This window comes from Mycobacterium sp. 5-140-3-2 (assembly GCF_035666375.1).
GTDB classification, from domain to species: domain Bacteria; phylum Actinomycetota; class Actinomycetes; order Mycobacteriales; family Mycobacteriaceae; genus Mycobacterium; species Mycobacterium intracellulare.
The window spans coordinates 612,260-628,173 of the sequence record NZ_CP142025.1; the positions used below are offsets into that span (position 1 = coordinate 612,260).

General features: G+C 67.2%; 15 protein-coding genes. 8 read left to right on the plus strand and 7 right to left on the minus strand.

Features of this window, described 5'->3' with window-relative positions; all coding sequences use genetic code 11:
- Positions 1-23: 23 nt before the first annotated feature.
- Positions 24-914 (plus strand): phosphoribosylaminoimidazolesuccinocarboxamide synthase, encoded by an 891-nt coding sequence (locus P6281_RS03110; RefSeq protein WP_095662541.1) that lies wholly within the window; start codon positions 24-26, stop codon positions 912-914.
- Positions 911-3,049 (plus strand): S9 family peptidase, encoded by a 2,139-nt coding sequence (locus P6281_RS03115; RefSeq protein WP_095662542.1) that lies wholly within the window; start codon positions 911-913, stop codon positions 3,047-3,049. The genes P6281_RS03110 and P6281_RS03115 overlap by 4 nt, the downstream gene beginning before the upstream one ends.
- Positions 3,050-3,073: 24 nt before the next feature.
- Here the strand turns inward: P6281_RS03115 and P6281_RS03120 are convergent, their stop codons facing one another.
- Together P6281_RS03120 and P6281_RS03125 are read right to left on the minus strand one after the other, a co-directional pair.
- The gene (locus P6281_RS03120) at positions 3,074-4,684 is read right to left on the minus strand and encodes a DHA2 family efflux MFS transporter permease subunit (RefSeq protein WP_008263846.1); all 1,611 of its coding nucleotides are present in this window, start codon (positions 4,682-4,684) and stop codon (positions 3,074-3,076) included.
- Between the two features lie 144 nt (positions 4,685-4,828).
- Positions 4,829-6,448 carry a DHA2 family efflux MFS transporter permease subunit gene (locus tag P6281_RS03125; RefSeq protein WP_232518743.1) on the minus strand — a complete coding sequence of 540 codons (1,620 nt, stop codon included), beginning with the start codon at positions 6,446-6,448 and terminating at the stop codon, positions 4,829-4,831.
- A gap of 159 nt (positions 6,449-6,607) precedes the next feature.
- Between P6281_RS03125 and P6281_RS03130 the strand changes: the two genes are divergently transcribed.
- Together P6281_RS03130 and P6281_RS03135 are read left to right on the plus strand one after the other, a co-directional pair.
- Positions 6,608-7,312, plus strand: coding sequence for a DUF2334 domain-containing protein (locus tag P6281_RS03130; protein ID WP_008263856.1), 705 nt, complete (start codon positions 6,608-6,610; stop codon positions 7,310-7,312).
- 47 nt (positions 7,313-7,359) lie between these two features.
- The gene (locus P6281_RS03135; RefSeq protein ID WP_095662543.1) at positions 7,360-9,027 is read left to right on the plus strand and encodes an FAD-binding dehydrogenase; all 1,668 of its coding nucleotides are present in this window, start codon (positions 7,360-7,362) and stop codon (positions 9,025-9,027) included.
- 9 nt (positions 9,028-9,036) lie between these two features.
- Here P6281_RS03135 and P6281_RS03140 read toward each other — a convergent pair whose 3' ends face one another.
- Positions 9,037-9,675 carry an MBL fold metallo-hydrolase gene (locus P6281_RS03140; protein ID WP_008263860.1) on the minus strand — a complete coding sequence of 213 codons (639 nt, stop codon included), beginning with the start codon at positions 9,673-9,675 and terminating at the stop codon, positions 9,037-9,039.
- Between P6281_RS03140 and P6281_RS03145 the strand changes: the two genes are divergently transcribed.
- The 3 genes from P6281_RS03145 (at position 9,652) to purQ (ending at position 11,358) form a co-directional block, all read left to right on the plus strand.
- Positions 9,652-10,386, plus strand: coding sequence for an ATPase (locus tag P6281_RS03145; RefSeq protein ID WP_197538621.1), 735 nt, complete (start codon positions 9,652-9,654; stop codon positions 10,384-10,386). The genes P6281_RS03140 and P6281_RS03145 overlap by 24 nt on opposite strands.
- Positions 10,387-10,447: 61 nt before the next feature.
- Entirely contained in the window at positions 10,448-10,687 is a 240-nt protein-coding gene (gene purS, locus P6281_RS03150) for a phosphoribosylformylglycinamidine synthase subunit PurS (RefSeq protein ID WP_008263864.1), read from the plus strand.
- Complete coding sequence (purQ, locus tag P6281_RS03155) at positions 10,684-11,358, plus strand: phosphoribosylformylglycinamidine synthase subunit PurQ (protein WP_008263873.1); 675 nt, start codon at positions 10,684-10,686, stop codon at positions 11,356-11,358. Before purS ends, purQ begins: the two co-directional genes overlap by 4 nt.
- Here the strand turns inward: purQ and P6281_RS03160 are convergent.
- Positions 11,325-12,740, minus strand: coding sequence for a wax ester/triacylglycerol synthase family O-acyltransferase (locus P6281_RS03160; RefSeq protein WP_176476782.1), 1,416 nt, complete (start codon positions 12,738-12,740; stop codon positions 11,325-11,327). The genes purQ and P6281_RS03160 overlap by 34 nt on opposite strands.
- An 81-nt stretch (positions 12,741-12,821) precedes the next feature.
- Entirely contained in the window at positions 12,822-13,637 is an 816-nt protein-coding gene (locus tag P6281_RS03165; protein WP_009951935.1) for a lysophospholipid acyltransferase family protein, read from the minus strand.
- 147 nt (positions 13,638-13,784) lie between these two features.
- On the opposite strand from P6281_RS03165, the gene P6281_RS03170 reads away from it, so the two are divergent.
- Entirely contained in the window at positions 13,785-14,867 is a 1,083-nt protein-coding gene (locus tag P6281_RS03170) for an NAD-dependent epimerase/dehydratase family protein (RefSeq protein ID WP_009951934.1), read from the plus strand.
- 12 nt (positions 14,868-14,879) lie between these two features.
- On the opposite strand, the gene P6281_RS03175 is transcribed toward P6281_RS03170, so the two are convergent.
- The gene (locus P6281_RS03175; RefSeq protein ID WP_009951933.1) at positions 14,880-15,347 is read right to left on the minus strand and encodes a YbjN domain-containing protein; all 468 of its coding nucleotides are present in this window, start codon (positions 15,345-15,347) and stop codon (positions 14,880-14,882) included.
- Positions 15,348-15,445: 98 nt separating this feature from the next.
- On the minus strand, positions 15,446-15,913 hold the full coding sequence (locus P6281_RS03180) for a cupin domain-containing protein (RefSeq protein WP_009951932.1): 468 nt from the start codon (positions 15,911-15,913) through the stop codon (positions 15,446-15,448).
- Position 15,914 lies beyond the last annotated feature (1 nt).

The following is a 15,914-nucleotide window of genomic DNA, read 5'->3' on the forward strand; positions in this document are numbered from 1 at the left end:
CAGGTGCCCGATAGGCTGACCGGATGCCCGCACTGTCCGACTACCAGCATCTGGCCAGCGGCAAGGTCCGTGAGCTGTATCGCGTCGACGACGAACACCTCCTACTGGTCGCCACCGACCGCATCTCGGCGTACGACTTCGTCCTGGACAGCACCATCCCGGACAAGGGCCGCATCCTGACGGCGATGAGCGTCTTCTTCTTCGGTCTCGTGGACGCCCCCAATCATTTGGCCGGGCCGCCGGATGACCCGCGCATCCCCGACGAGGTGCTGGGCCGGGCCCTGGTGGTGCGGCGGCTGGACATGCTTCCGGTCGAATGCGTCGCGCGCGGTTACCTGACCGGCTCGGGGCTCCTGGACTACCAGGCGACCGGCAAGGTCTGCGGCATCACCTTGCCCCCGGGACTGGTCGAAGCCAGCCGGTTCGCCGAACCGCTGTTCACCCCGGCGACCAAGGCCGCGTTGGGGGACCACGACGAGAACGTCTCGTTCGCCCGGGTGATCGAGATGGTGGGCGGTGTGCGCGCCAACCAGCTGCGCGACCGCACGTTGCAGATCTACGTTCAGGCCGCCGACCATGCGCTGAGGAAAGGAATCATCATCGCGGACACCAAGTTCGAGTTCGGCACCGACCGCGACGGCAACCTGCTGCTGGCCGACGAGATCTTCACCCCGGATTCGTCACGGTACTGGCCGGCCGACGAGTACCAGGTCGGCGTGGTCCAGAACAGTTTCGACAAACAGTTCGTCCGCAACTGGCTCACCAGCCCCGAGTCCGGGTGGGACCGCCACGGCACGCTACCCCCGCCGCCGCTCCCGGACGGCATCATCGAGGCGACCCGCGCCCGCTATATCGAGGCCTACGAACGCATTTCCGGCCTGAGCTTCGGCGACTGGATCGGCCCCGCCGCATGAGCGAGTCGCACCTTGCCGGTCCCGTGCCTCCCGTCGCCAAGCGGGTGGACAGCCGGCGCGAGCACCACGGTGACGTCTTCATCGACCCCTATGAGTGGCTGCGCGAGAAGACGAACCCCGACGTGATCGCCTACCTCGAGGCGGAGAACAGCTACGTCGACCAGATGACCGCCCACCTCGAGCCGCTGCGGCAACAGATCTTCGACGAGATCAAGGCGCGTACCAAGGAAACCGACCTGTCGGTACCGACGCGGCAGGGCCAGTGGTGGTACTACGCCCGCACGTTCGAAGGCAAGCAGTATCGCGTCCAGTGCCGTTGCCCGGTAAGTGATCCCGACGACTGGAACCCGCCGACGCTGGACGAGAACACCGACATTCCCGGCGAACAAATCTTGCTCGATTCGAACGTCGAAGCCGAGGGCCACGAATTCTTCTCCCTGGGCGCCGCAACCGTCAGTCTCGACGGAAACCTGCTGGCGTACTCCGTCGACACCCTCGGCGATGAACGCTATACGTTGCGGTTCAAGGATTTACGCACCGGCGAGCTGTATCCGGACGAGATCGCCGACATCGGCGCGGGTGCGACCTGGGCCGCCGACAACCGCACCGTGTACTACCTCACCCTGGACGCGGCCCATCGCCCCGACAAGGTGTGGCGGTATCGGGTGGGCTCCGGTGCGGAATCGGAGCTGGTGTACCACGAAGCCGACGAGAAGTTTTGGCTCGGCGTGGGACTCACCCGAAGTGAGGCCTACGTCTTCATCGCCTCCGGTTCCTCGATCACCTCCGAATTCCGCTACGCCGACGCCGCGGATCCGCAGGCGCAGTTCACCGTCGTGCTGCCGCGCCGCGAAGGCGTCGAATATTCGGTCGAACATGCGGTGGTAGGCGGGCAGGACCGGTTCTTGATCCTGCATAACGACGACGCGGTCAACTTCACGCTGACCGAGGCGCCGGTCAGCGATCCCACCCAGCAGCGCACGCTGATCCCGCACCGCGACGATGTCCGACTCGACGGGGTGGACGCCTTCGCCGGCCATCTCGTGGTCAGCTACCGGCGTGAGGCGCTGCCGCGGCTCGCGCTGTGGCGCGTCAACTCCGACGGCACATACGCGGAGCCCGAAGAGGTTTCGTTCGATTCCGAACTGATGTCGGCCGGCCTGGCCGGCAACCCGAATTGGGGCGCGCCCAAGCTGCGGATCCGGGCGGGGTCTCTGGTCATTCCGGCACGGGTCTACGACATCGACTTCGTCACCGGCGAACGCACCCTGCTGCGCGAGCAACCCGTACTCGGCGATTATCGCCCGGACGATTACGTCGAACGGCGCGACTGGGCGGTCGCCGAGGACGGCGCCCGGATCCCGGTCTCGGTCGTGCACCGCTCAGGAATCGAATTCCCAGCGCCCGCGCTGGTTTACGGCTACGGAGCCTACGAGATCTGCACCGATCCGAGTTTCTCCATCGCCCGGTTGTCGCTGTTGGATCGGGGAATGGTGTTCGCGATCGCCCACGTCCGCGGCGGCGGCGAGATGGGCCGGCTGTGGTATGAGCACGGCAAGCTCTTGGAGAAGAAGAACACCTTCACCGACTTCGTCGCGGTGGCAAGGCATTTGGTGGATTCCGGAGTAACCCGCCCGCGCCGGCTGGTGGCGTTGGGGGGCAGTGCCGGCGGACTGTTGATGGGAGCGGTGGCCAACCTGGCGCCGGAACTCTTTGCCGGCATCCTCGCGCAGGTACCGTTCGTCGACCCGCTGACCACCATTTTGGATCCCTCCTTGCCGCTGACCGTCACCGAGTGGGACGAATGGGGAAACCCGTTGGCGGACATGGACGTCTACTCCTACATGAAGTCCTATTCCCCGTATGAGAACGTCGAGGCAAAGCCCTATCCGGCGATCCTGGCGATGACGTCGCTCAACGACACGCGGGTCTACTACGTGGAACCCGCAAAATGGGTCGCGGCCCTGCGACACGTCAACGCGAACGGCAGCCCGGTCCTGCTGAAGACTCAGATGAATGCCGGGCATGGCGGCGTCAGCGGTCGCTACAAGGGTTGGGAGGAAGCCGCGTTCCAGTATGCGTGGCTGCTGGCCACCGCCGATGGCGACCGTTATGGCGGCGGCCGGGACGGCTAGCTCGAGGATCAGCCGGGCCCGGCGCTAGTCGTCGCCGACGGGCGGGGTCGCCAGCTTCCTGGGCAGGAAGGATGCCGGGACGACGGTGAACGCCACCAGCACGACCGCCAGCACGAACACCGTCGTATAGGCGTGCGCCAGGTGGTGCGACACGTGGCTGGCCAGATCGGGCGTCATCGTCTGCCCGGGAAGGGCCGACGGGTCAACGCTTCGCTTGCCGGCGGGCGGGCGCACCCCGGCCATCTCGTTCGCCGCCATCAGGGCTTCGTTGCGATTGAACTGATTGGTCAGGATCACCGCCATGAGCGCGGCCCCGATCGACCCGCCCACTTGCTGATTCACGCTGATCAACGTCGTCCCGCGGGCCACCTGACGCGGGGTAAGCGCCTGCATGAGCGCCGCGGAAAGCGGCGTGGTGGTCAAGCCGGCACCCAGGCCCATGATCGCGAGCCCGAACACCAAGACCGGCGAGTACTCGGCCTGCGTGGCGACGCCGTAGGTGAACACGCCCAGACCCGCTGCCATCAGGGGCAGTCCGATCAACACGATGTTGCCGGGACCGTGCTTGTCCATGAAGGCCCCGCCGATCGGCATGGTCAATACGGCCCCGATTCCGATCGGCAGCATGTGCAGCCCGGACTGCATCGGCGTCTCGTGGCTGACGATCTGGAAGTAGCTCGGGATCAGCAGGCCTACGCCGACTGAGGCGGCCCCGAACACCAGCATCGTCACGTTGACCTCGGTGACCACGGGGTTGCGGAACAGCCGCAGGTCGATCAGGGGGTGATCGGTGCGATGCCACGCATGCACGATGAACGCGCCGATCAATGCCAGGCCGAGCAGCGCCGGCCCCAGCACGTAAGGGTCGGTGATCGTGTGCCGACCGGGGATGGAGCACACCCCGCACAGGAAGATCGCCACCCCGGGGGAGAGCAACAGCGCGCCGGTGATGTCGAGGGCCTCCGAGGGGGCCGAGCGATCCTTCGCGAACATGATCGCGGCCAGCGCGAACGCGGTCAGCCCGATCGGCAGGTTGATCAGGAAGATCCACTTCCAGCCATACGCACCGATCAGCCAACCCCCCAGGATGGGCCCGCCGATGGGGCCGAGGAGGATCGGGATTCCCCCCACCGCCATGAGGCGGCCGACCCGTTTGGGCCCGGCCTCACGCGTCAAGATGACGAAGCTGAGCGGCAGCAGCATGCCGCCGCCCACCCCTTGCACCACCCGGAACAAAATCAGCAGCAAGATGTTTGGTGCCACCGCGCACAGCAGCGACCCCAGCGTGAAGATCAGGACCGAACCCATGAAAAGCCGCTTGGTGCCGAACCGATCCGCCGCCCATCCGGTGATCGGGATCACGGTCGCAAACGCGAGCATGTAGCCGGCGATGGTCCACGAGACGACCGCCTGAGTGGACCCGAACTGATCGATGAAGGTGCGTTGCGCGACGGCGACGACGGTGCTGTCCAGGACGGCCATGATGCAGGCCAGGCCGCAGACTCCGGCGATCCGGAACAGCGCTGCGTCGAGCTTGTCCGGGTACTCGTCTGGGTGCCGCGACGGACCCGGCTCGATGGGCAACGGAACGGTGAAAGATGCGGAACGGGTGTTCTCCATGGCGCCGCTGAGCATATCCACCCGGCTAGCCGTGCTGAGGCGTTTTTACTCGTATTCGCCGCTATTCCCACGCGTGTAATTCCTGCCGTGCAGAGGCGGCGCGGACGGCAGTTTAAAGCGAAAAAATCGGCTTTTCGCGGGCGAGAGGGCGCGAATGCGTTATTCGCCGGCAGTTTCGCTTGCCGGCTTTTTCGGCAAAAAGGACGCCGGAATGATCGTGCAAACCACCAGCACGACGGCAATCACGAATACTGCGGTATACGCGTGGGAAAGATCATGCACCACATTCCCCCAAAAACCCGGGACAAGGGCCTGCCGGGGGATTGCGGATTGGTCCACCGGCACCCCGTCGACGGTCGCACGCTGATGCAGGGCAGCAACCTTGTTTGCCGCGACGATATTTTGGCTCCGATTGAACTGATTGGTCAGGATCATCGACATCAGCGCGGTCCCCATCGAGCCGCCCACCTGGTGGTTGACGCTCATCAAGGTGGTTCCCCGGGCGATTTGATGCGGTGCCAGCGCCTGCACGGCGGCGACCGACAACGGCATCATCGTGCAGCCCATGCCCAGGCCCGTGACCGCCAGCGCCACCAGCAGCACAGGTAGATAGTGCGCCTGCTTGGCCACCCCGAACGCGAAGGCCCCCAGCCCGGCCGTGATCAGCACAATCCCGACCAGCACGATTTTGCCCGGCCCTTGCCTGTCCACCAGCGGCCCGGTCAGCCGCATGGTCAGCATGGCGCCGAGCCCCTGCGGGATCAGGTGCACGCCCGCCTGCATCGGCGTTTGGTGCAGCACCTGCTGGAAGTAGCTCGGAAGCAGCAGGCCGGCGCCGAAAAAGGCGGTCGCGAAGACCAGCATCGTCACATTGGCGTGGGTCAGCACCGGATTGCGGAAGAGCCGCAGATCGATCAACGGATGATCCGCCCGGTGCCAGGCGTGCGCGACGAACCCCGCGATCAATGCCAGCCCGATCGTCGCCGGGATCACCACATGGCGGTCGGCCACGGTGCCGCGGCCCGGGACGGACGACACTGCGAACAGGAACATGGCCAGGCCGGGGGAGAGCAGCAGCACGCCGACGGCGTCGAACGTTTCCGACCGGACCGGATGGTCGCGGGGGAACACGATCGCCGCGAGAACAATGGTGAGCAGTCCGATCGGCACGTTGATCAGGAAGATCCATCGCCAGCTCGAGGTGTCGATCAGCCAGCCGCCCAGGATCGGGCCGCCGATCGGGGCGAGCAGCATCGGGATGCTCAGGATCGACATCAGGCGCCCGAGCCGGGCGGGGCCGGCCTCACGGGTCAAGATCATGAACCCCAACGGCAGCAGCATGCCGCCGCCGACACCCTGAACCACCCGAAAGATGATGAGCTGCAAGATGTTTGCGGCAATCGCGCACAGCAGTGATCCGAGCATGAAGGCCAGCACGGAGCCTATGAAGAGCCGCTTGGTGCCGAACCGGTCGGCGGCCCATCCGGTTATCGGGATCACTGTCGCCAGGGCGAGCGTGTAGCCCGTCATCGTCCAGGCCACGACCGCCTGCGAGGACGCGAACTGGTCGATGAAGGTGCGTTGCGCGACGCTGACCACCGTGACATCCAGGATCGCCATGACCGTGGCCAAGATGCACACGCCGGAGATCCGCAACAGCTCGGCGTCCAACTTGTCGGGATACTCCCGTGTGTCGGCGCCCGGCTGCCCCGCGGGGGCATGGGGCAGCGGCGCTCCGGCCGCTGCGTAGGAGGCCTCGTCCATGGCGTTGCTTAGCATATCGAACAGATCGTGTCCGCCGGCGCCGGTGGCCGTTTGCTGGACCGCCCCTGAAACTCCGGTCGCCGAACCCAGTTATCGCTTTTGGGTGAGTGCATATACGCCTGCTGTCTGCGTGTCCTTCACCGTTCCGACACTTGCGGTCGGCAAACTGCTGGTGTGTCTGGAAAATTGATCGTTTCGGTCTCGGGGATCGGGGAACGCACCCTGCCCGACGTCGAGGCGTTCTGCGCGCAAATGGATGCCCGTGAGGTACCGGTGTCGCTGTTGGTGGCTCCCCGCCTGTCCGGCGGCTACCGACTCGACAGCGACCCGAAAACCGTTGACTGGCTGACCGCCCGCCGCGCCGGTGGCGACGCGATCGTGTTGCACGGCTACGACGATGCCCTCACCAGGAAGCGGCGCGGTGAGTTCGCGATTTTGCGGGCGCATGAGGCCAATCTGCGCTTGATGGCCGCCGACCGGGTCCTCGAGCACCTCGGGTTGCGCACGCGGCTGTTCGCGGCTCCCGGCTGCGTGGTCTCGCCCGGTGTCGTCAAAGCATTGCCGGGCAACGGTTTTCGGATGCTGGCCGATCTGCATGGGATCACCGACCTGGTGCGGCACACCACCGTGCGGGCGCGGGTTCTCGGCATCGGCGAGGGTGTTCTCGCCGAGCCGTGGTGGTGTCGCACGGTCGTGCTGTCCGCCGAGCGGATCGCGCGGCGCGGCGGCATCGTGCGGGTGGCGGTCGCCGCGCGGCATCTCCGCAAACCCGGACCGTTGCAGGCGATGCTGGACGCGGTCGACCTGGCGTTGATGCACGACTGCACACCGACGGTGTATCGCTGGCGTCGTGACAAGGCCTTGCTCGACGCCGCCTGACGAATCGACCGCCTGACCTGCTGTCCGGGGCACTACCCTGGACCGACATGAGCGTTTCTTCGGTTGGCGGGTTCGGCGCTGATGTCATCGTCGTCGGGGCGGGGCTGTCCGGCCTGGTCGCCGCCTGCGAACTGGTGGATCGCGGCCTGCGGGTGCTGATCATCGACCAGGAGAACAGCGCCAACCTGGGCGGGCAGGCGTTCTGGTCCTTCGGCGGTCTGTTCTTCGTCGACAGCCCCGAGCAGCGCCGGTTGGGCATTCGCGACAGCCACGAGCTCGCGCTGCAGGACTGGCTGGGTACGGCGGCGTTCGACCGGCCCGAGGACTACTGGCCGCGCCAATGGGCCCATGCCTACGTCGATTTCGCCGCGGGGGAGAAGCGCAGCTGGCTGCGCGCCCGCGGGCTCAAGCTTTTCCCGTTGGTGGGGTGGGCCGAGCGCGGCGGGTATGACGCGCAGGGGCACGGCAATTCGGTTCCGCGCTTCCACATCACCTGGGGCACCGGGCCCGCGCTGGTCGAGATCTTCGCCCGTCAATTGCGCGACCGCTCCACGGTGCGCTTCGCGCACCGCCATCAGGTCGACCAGTTGATCGTCGAGAATGACGCGGTGACGGGCGTCCGGGGGACGGTGCTGGAGTCCTCAACCGCGCCGCGCGGCGTCGCCTCGTCACGAAAGGCCGTCGGGGAGTTCGAGTTCCGCACCGCTGCGGTGATCGTGACGAGTGGTGGCATCGGGGGGAACCACGAGCTGGTGCGCAAGAATTGGCCGAAGCGGATGGGCCGCGTGCCCGAGCAATTGCTCAGCGGCGTGCCGGCACACGTCGACGGCCGGATGATCGGCATCACGCAGAAGGCCGGCGCGCGCGTGATCAACCCGGACCGGATGTGGCACTACACCGAGGGCATCACCAACTACGACCCGATCTGGCCGCTGCACGGAATTCGCATCATCCCGGGCCCGTCGTCGCTGTGGCTGGATGCGAACGGCAAGCGGTTGCCGGTTCCCCTGTATCCCGGTTTCGACACACTTGGCACGCTCGAGTACATCACCCGATCCGGGTTCGACTACACGTGGTTTGTGTTGAACGCCAAGATCATTGAGAAGGAATTCGCGCTTTCCGGGCAGGAACAGAATCCCGATCTGACCGGGCAGAGCGTGCGCGAGCTGCTGCGGAACCGGGCACGCTCCGGACCGCCGGGGCCCGTGCAGGCGTTCGTCGATCGGGGCGTGGACTTCGTCAGTGCGGATTCGTTGCGCGACCTGGTGTCCGCGATGAACAAGCTGCCCGACGTGCAACCGCTGGACTACGCCACGGTGGAGGCCGAGGTCACCGCGCGGGACCGGGAGGTCGCCAACAGGTTCAGCAAGGACGGCCAGATCACCGCGATCCGTGCGGCCCGCGGCTATCTGGGCGACCGGCTGGGCCGGGTCGTGGCGCCGCACCGGTTGACCGATCCGAAGGCCGGGCCGATGATCGCGGTCAAGCTGCACATCTTGACGCGAAAGACGCTGGGCGGCATCGAAACCGATCTTGCCGCACGGGTGTTGACCTCCGACGGCACTCCGCTGAGCGGGCTGTACGCCGCCGGCGATGCGGCCGGCTTCGGCGGCGGGGGCGTGCACGGCTACCGCGCGCTGGAGGGCACATTCCTGGGTGGATGCATCTTCTCGGGCCGCGCCGCCGGCCGCGGCGCCGCCGACGACATCACCTAGCTGCTCGCGCTAGAAGGTGACGGCGTCCTCTTCGGGCAGCACCTGGAAGTCGGTGCTGGTCATCTCGGTGAGCCGGCCGTAGTAGATGCCACGCGCATCGGGGGCGATGATCCCCTGGTGGATGGGGACGGCGCGCGCTGGTGCCACCGCGCGAAGGTAATCGACCGCTTCCGAAACCTTCATCCACGGGGCCGCCGCCGGGGTGGCCAAAACGTCCACCGGCTCGTCGGGCACGAACAGCGCGTCGCCGGGATGCATCAACCGGGCGGGATGCTCGCCGTCGCCGATGAGAAACGAAATGTTCTCGATCACAGGGATTTCCGGGTGGATGACGGCGTGCTTGCCCCCCGAGGCCCGCACGGTCAGCTCACCGATCTGCAGCTCGTCGCCGACGTGTACCTCGCGGCAGGGCGCGCCGAGTTGCGCGGTGGTCTGTGGGTCGGCATACAACGCGACGTCCGGGTTACCCTCGAGCAGTGCCGGCAACCGTTTCCCGTCGACGTGGTCGGGGTGCTGATGAGTGATCAAGATGGCGGTTAAGCCGGTGATTCCCTCGAAACCGTGGGCGAAGGTACCGGGATCAAACAGCACGCGTGTCTGGTCGAACTCGGCGAGTAGGCACGAATGACCGAAATGCGTCAGTTGCATATCTACGATTGTGCCTTGATGGACAAGCTGCCGCTGCGCGTGATCCTGGCCACGATGCTGGTCGCCGGCGGCCTCGCGGTCGCGCTGGTCGTCGTCATCCCTGCGCACGGCGAGCCCGAGACCTGCCCCGCCATGTGCGACCGGATCCCCAACACCGCGTGGATCGATCAGCGTGCCGTGCCGCTGGACGCGGTGTACCACTGGCCCGCGCTCGCCGGTCGGGCGGTCCAGACGACGGGCTCGGCGCCCGGCCCCCGGTTTCGGTTCGAGGAGCTGTGCGCCACGCCGGCCACCGCTCGGGACCCCCGCGACTCGGCGGTCTCCGCCCGCTTGACGGTGCAGCATCCGGACGGTCAGTGGCAGTTGCAGGCCCAGATCCTGCATTGGCGCGGTGATACGGCCCGCGGTGGTGAGATCGCGGCCGAGGCGTTCCGTAGCGCCGTCGCCGCGTTGCGGAGTTGCCAGCAGCGTGCGCCGCAGCAATCGCCGTCGTTGACCAGCGACGACACCAACCGCATGGCCGCCGTGATCAGCGGCCCGGTGGTGATGCACACCTACCTTTTCGCCCACCCGGCCAGCAGCACGGTCAGCGAGGTCACGCTCTGGTCGACGTCCCCGCCGCAGACGCCCTGGCCGGCGATGGCCGACGACCCGGTGCTGGGCGCCATGGGCGCGCCGCTGTGCGAGGCCTACATTGCCTCGTGCCCGTGAGGGCGAGCTGCGGTTTCGCCGGTAGAGTTGGCGGCGAAACGCCAACTGAGGAGGAGCGCCGGTGGCCCGGGTGATCGTGAGCGTGATGCCCAAAGCGGAGATCCTGGACCCGCAGGGTCAGGCGATCGTCGGCGCGCTGGGCCGCCTCGGTCACCCGGGGATATCAGATGTCCGGCAGGGCAAGAGGTTTGAGCTCGAAGTGGACGACAGCGTGGACGACTCGGCGCTGGCCGAGATCGCCGAATCGCTGTTGGCGAACACCGTGATCGAGGACTGGACGATCAGCCGGGAGACGACGTGACCGCACGCATCGGGATCATCACGTTTCCCGGCACGCTCGACGACGTGGACGCCGCCCGGGCGGCGCGCCGCGTCGGCGCGGAGCCGGTCAACCTGTGGCACGCCGACGCCGATTTGAAAAGCGTCGACGCCGTGGTGGTTCCGGGCGGCTTCTCCTACGGTGACTACCTGCGGGCGGGGGCGATCGCCAGGTTCGCCCCGGTGATGACCGAAGTGGTGGACGCCGCGCGGCGCGGGATGCCGGTCTTGGGTATCTGCAACGGTTTTCAGGTGCTCTGCGAGGCCGGCCTGCTGCCCGGTGCCCTGACCCGCAACGTGGGTTTGCATTTCATCTGCCGCGACGTGTGGCTGCGGGTGGCGTCGACGTCGACGGCGTGGACGTCGCGTTTCGAACCGGACGCCGATCTGCTGGTGCCGCTGAAGTCCGGCGAGGGCCGCTACGTGGCGCCCGCCGAGGTGCTCGAGGAGCTCGAGGGCGAGGGGCGGGTGGTGTTCCGGTACCACGAGAACGCCAACGGTTCGCAACATGACATCGCCGGCGTCAGCTCCGCCGACGGCCGCGTGGTGGGCCTGATGCCGCATCCCGAGCATGCCATCGAGGCGCTGACCGGGCCCTCCGACGACGGCTTGGGCCTGTTCTACTCGGTGCTGGACGGGGTCCTCGCCGGCTGATCGGAAATGCCTGCGGCACAGCATAATTCGTCGAAGGCCGCGCTGATGGCGTCCGTCGCCTCATGCGGGTCGTCGAACGTCTGATCGTCGGTCAGCACGGCGACGCCGAGCCGGTCGACGTAGCTCCACACGGTGATGTTGACCGGGGCGCCCGGCGAGAGCACACCCGTGGAATAGATCTCGCTGACGGCCGCGCCGCCGAAGTGGCCGCGTTCGCGCGGTCCGACCACGCTGGATACGGCGACGTTCATCAGCTTGTTGGGCACCTCGCGCAGACCCAGCCAGCGAAATGCCGCCGGGGCGAAGGCGGTCGGCAGGTAGGCCATCATCTTCCCGTACAGCTGCGGGCCGAGGATCTCGTGGTCTTCCTTGGCGATCCGGGTGGCCACCGAGATCAGCCGGGCCCGTTCGATCGGGTCGTCGACATGCACCGGCAGCGAAATCATCAGCCCGCTGATCTCGTTGCCGGTGATCCGGTCCGACTTGTCGGTGGCGGTCGGCACCGACGCGATGATCGGGCGGTCGGCCGCGCCGTCGTAGGCCAGCAAGAGCGTTCGCAGCCCGCCGGCCGCCGTCGCCAGCACCAGATCGGTCATGGTGATGCCCAACGCTTTTGCCGTCGCCTTGGCCTGCGGCAGCGGTAACGACGTGCTGGCGAACCAGCGCCGGGGTGAGACCACATGGTTGAGAAACGTCGGGGGCGCGTCAAAAGCATCGGCGAGATCGGGGTGGTCTCCGCGCTCGCGGGAGCGACGCCGCACCCGCATCAGCCCCACGGCCGCGTCTTTGAGCAGCCGTGGCAGTTGCGCGAGTTGCCGGACGTGGTCGCGCGCGGCGGCGCGCAGCAGGTCGGCATCGGAAACCGTGACACCGGCTTCGTCGTTGTCGCGCTCGTCGGTGAGCCCGTCCCGCAGATCCATCGCGCGCGCCAGGAGGTTGACCGACGCGACACCGTCGGCCAACGCGTGGTGCACCTTGCCGATCAAGGCGAACCGGCCGTCGGCCAGTCCCTCGGCGAAGTGAAATTCCCACAGCGGCCGGGTGCGGTCCAACGGGGTCGACGCCACCTCGCCGATGACCCGATCGAGCTCTCGCCGCCCGCCCGGCGCGGGCACCCGGACGCGACGGAGGTGATAGTCCAGGTCGACCTCACAGTTTTCCTGCCACATCGGGTGATGCAGGTGCCACGGGATGTCAACGAGCTTGTAGCGCAACGGTTCCAGCAGGTGAAGCCGCCGGCGCACGTGGCGGCGGAACGCGTCGAACCCGAACTCGCCGTCGCAGTCGGCCGGGTCGATGATCGCCACCTTCAGCGTGTGCGTGTGCAGGTTGGGCGTCTCGCTGTAGAGCAGCATGGCGTCCATGCCGTTGAGTCTTTTCACACGTCACCTCGCCCTGCCGACGCGACCAGGCCAACAACTATGCCGCAGGGCGCCGGCCGCCGGCGCGGATTGGCGGCATCCTCAGCCGAGGATCGGAAACCGGCGCTGCTCGGCCAACCGCTTCAGCGCGTCCTCCATGACGGCGCGGACATGGGCGTCGACCTCGTCGATGTCGGGGTCCTCACCGAAGCGCGCGGTGACGTCGATCGGCTCGAGCACCTCGGTGACGACCTTTGCCGGCAGCGGCAGGTTGGGCGGGAAGATCACGCTGAGCCCGAACGGGAACCCGACGCTGACCGGCAGGATGTCCATGCGGGCCTTCGTTAGCCCCAGCTTGCGGGCCAGCCAGTTGCCCCGGGTCAAAAACAGCTGGGTCTCCTGGGCGCCGATCGACACTGTCGGCACGATCGGCACGCCGGCTTCGATCGCCGTTCGCACGTAGCCGGTGCGCCCGTTGAAGTCGATGGTGTTGGCGCTGAACGTCGGGCGGTACGAGTCGTAGTCGCCGCCGGGAAACACCAGCACCACCGCGCCCGAATGCAGGGCGGCGGCGGCGTTTTCGCGGCTGGCCTCGATCACCCCGAGGCGGCGCAGCCAGCCGTCCAAGGGCCCCATGAAGATCCCGTAATGGCCGAGCGTGTAGACGGGGCGGTCGTAGCCGAACCTTTCGTAGAAGGCCGGGGAAAAGATCAACACGTCCGGTGTCAGCATGCCGCCGGAGTGGTTGGAGACCACCAGCGCCCCACCGGACGGCGGGACGTTGTCGATGTTTCGCACCTCGGCCCGGTAATACCGTTTGATGGCCGGCCCGAGCGCGTTGGCGACCCGTTCGGTGAAGGCCGGATCCCATTTGGCGGTCTCGTGATTGTCCGCCGCGCCCGCACCGCTGCCCTTCATGGCTCCCCGCTGTCGTGATCGTGCCATTTGCTATTGGTTGCCGGTGTGACGCCGGTCTCAAACCTCAGGCCATGGATGACATATGATACTTTCGAATTTGGAGAATGTCATATTCGTTTGCTGGGGGCGACCCGGCGCTGGGGGATCATGTCCGAGAAGGTTCTTGTCACCGGGGGTTTCGGGCTCGTCGGCTCACAAACGGTGCGTCGGCTGGTCGCCGACGGCCACCGCGTGGTCGCGACGGATCTGGGCACCCCCACCCAGCGCAAGGCGGCGAGGACGCTGCCCGACGGCGTCGAGGCGCACTGGGCCGATCTGACCGACCCGGGCCATGTCGACCGCCTGCTCGCCGCGACCTCACCCACCGCCATCGTCCACCTGGCCGCGGTGATCCCGCCCGGGATCTACCGCAGTCCCGCCCTCGGGCGCCGCGTCAACGTCGACGCGACCCTCACGCTGCTGCGCGCCGCGCAGGCCCGGCCGCACCCGGTGCGGTTCATCCAGGCGTCGAGCAACGCCGTGTACGGGGCGCGTAACCCGCACCGCAACGCCGAGCTGTTGCGCGCCGATTCCCCGATGAACCCGGCTGATCTCTACGGCGCGCACAAAGCCGAAGCGGAACAGCACATCCGGTCCTCGAACCTCGAATGGGTGATCTTGCGCCTGGGCGGGGTGATAAGCGTCGACCCGGAGGCCATGCCGTTCAGCGTTGACGCACTGTTCTTCGAAAGCGCCCTGCCGACGGACGGGCGCATCCACACCGTCGATGTGCGCGACGTCGCCCGTGCGTTCGCCGCGGCGACCACGGCCGACGTCGTCGGTGAGACCCTGCTGATCGCAGGCGACGAGTCGCACCGGATTCGGCAGGGCGAGGTCGGCAAGGCGCTGGCCGCCGCCCGGGGTCTCGTCGACGTCCTGCCCGGGGGACGTCCGGGTGATCCCGACAGCGACGACGACTGGTTCGTCACCGACTGGATGGATACCGCTCGCTCCCAACAAGTCCTGCGATTCCAGCACCACTCGTGGCCGGACATGCTCGACGAGATGCGCGCGACGGCGGGGTGGCGGCGCTACCCGATGCGGTTGATCTCGCCGCTGGCGCGGCGGTTTCTCAAAAGCCGTGCGGCCTACCGGGATACGCCCGGGCGCTACGCCGATCCGTGGGGCGCCATCCGGGCGAAGCTGGGTGAGCCGCGCCCCGATGCCCCGGGTGCCGCGAGCGGCGCCTAGACCGGGCGGGCGTCAGCCGGCGTGACGCAGCAAGGACCGCTCGGCGGGCGGCAGGCCGGCGGCGGGGTCCAGCTCCTCGAAGAGCTCGGTGGCGTCCGCGATCGTCAGGTCGACGAGGGACGCGAATTCGGCGAAGGAGACTTTGCTTCGGATCCATTGCGACTTGCGGGCCACCACGCCGATGCGCTGCGGATCGCACGAGCCGTGCACGATCGCGGTGACGTGGCGGTCCTGGCGGTTCCACGTGTCGGCGAAGTGCGTCAGCCAGGGGCGGTCGGCGGCCGGAAAGTAGCACCCCGGAGTGACCCGGATGATCAACACGTCGTCGTGCGCGGGCGAGATCTCGAAATGAACGTGCAGCCGTCGCGGAGCGCCGGTGACGAAGAAGTGTTCGCCGTCGCGGTGCCCGCGAAAGTATTGCCGTCCGCGGGTGCGCAAATAGCGTTCGACAAGGTTCGCGCACATCTGCTCGTTCGTCATAGACGTATGGTGTCGCCGGCGACTTTGCGGACGCTGGGAGCCAAGCGATGTGGCGCCGAAGAATCTGTTGAGAATTCGCTGAGTGGCCCGCTGCCCGTTTATCGAGGCCCGTCGAGCGGATACAGGGCGGGAAGATTGATCACGATCGCTTCCTGGGTGCTGCGGGCGATCACGACCTCGGCCGCGGTGTCGGGATCGGGGTTTTCTTCCCGGTGCGGAAGATACGGCGGAATGAAGACGTAGTCACCGGGTTCGGTGGCAATACGTACCTCTTGGGTGCCGTCGTGAAACACGAACTCCGGGTGGCCGCTTCGCACATAGATCGCGGTCTCCGAGTCACCGTGGTGATGGTTGTCCGAGGCGGATTTCGGCGACGCGTGCGTCTCACCCATCCAGAGCTTTTCCGCTCCGACCGACGCGCCCGATAGGGCGGCGAAGCGCCGCAGCCCCTCCGACTGTGCCGTGTCCGAGCTGATCTCGGACGCCTTGATGTGGCGCACTCGGTTGCGGGCGACCGGTGCGGCCGTGTCGTCGAAGTCGGGATGGAATCCGTCGGAGGTGGCCATG